This window comes from Falsihalocynthiibacter sp. CO-5D18, assembly GCF_041205445.1.
GTDB lineage: Bacteria > Pseudomonadota > Alphaproteobacteria > Rhodobacterales > Rhodobacteraceae > Falsihalocynthiibacter > Falsihalocynthiibacter arcticus.
This window is the reverse complement of record NZ_JBGFCF010000067.1, coordinates 1-820: the sequence shown is the minus strand read 5'-3', so window position 1 is coordinate 820 and position 820 is coordinate 1. Positions and strand designations below refer to the sequence as shown.

Genomic DNA, 820 nt, shown 5'->3' with positions numbered 1-820 from the left:
AGATGTTCTGAGGCAAGGTTGCTTCTGCTCCACCCCAATCGTTGAGAACGACGCCCGTCAGAGTATCAACAAGGCTTGCTGAACGCTGGCCACGCATTGTTGCACCAAAGATTTTGCCGCCGGATTCTTCAGTGATCATCTGAGCCGCTGCGACCAAATCGTCCATTGTCGTCGGTACAACGCCGTCCAGATACTCGTCCACAATCTCCTTGTTGTAGAAAAGCGTATAAGCTTCAAAAGCGATTGGCATTGAGTAAAGCTCAGCAGACGGATCGCCTGGCGGGAAGGTTGCACCCAAACGGAATGACGCCGGAATATCAGCCAAATCATAGTCAGCAGCAGTCTTTGATACGTCATCAATATATGGCGTTAGCGAAGTCATCGCACCTGCTTGATACTGCTCGTACGCAGCACCATCCATTGGAACAAAATAGACATCTGCTACGGATTTCTTGGAACGCACTGCAAGGTTCATACGGTCAAAATACAGATCCTCTGCGAGCGCTGTGAGCTCAACATCAATGCCTGTCAGCGCTTCAAACTCTTCGATGTGGGGGCGCAAGCCTTCCGTCCAAGGATGTTCGTTAAAAAGTAGTTTCAGAATTGTGCCCGACTGTTGTTGCCAGTCGATGTCTTGTGCTTGTGACAGCTCTGGAGCCGTAAAAGCGGCCGCCAATGCAATCGCACCTATGGTAAGTTTCATGTTTATCCTCCTATGGTATTAATAACTTAACCGTAGCTTGACTACTTGTTAAGACAAGCATACAAATAGTTAGCACCACAAATTAAATGAGTCTAGAGGTTTCTTATGGACAGCAAT

The 820-nt window shown here is 47.8% G+C and carries 1 protein-coding gene; it reads right to left on the bottom strand.

Features of this window, described 5'->3' with window-relative positions; translation table 11 throughout:
* Positions 1-703, bottom strand: a 703-nt coding sequence (locus tag AB9F27_RS21895; RefSeq protein WP_369758202.1) for an extracellular solute-binding protein, incomplete at its 3' end; no start/stop codon positions are given.
* Positions 704-820 lie beyond the last annotated feature (117 nt).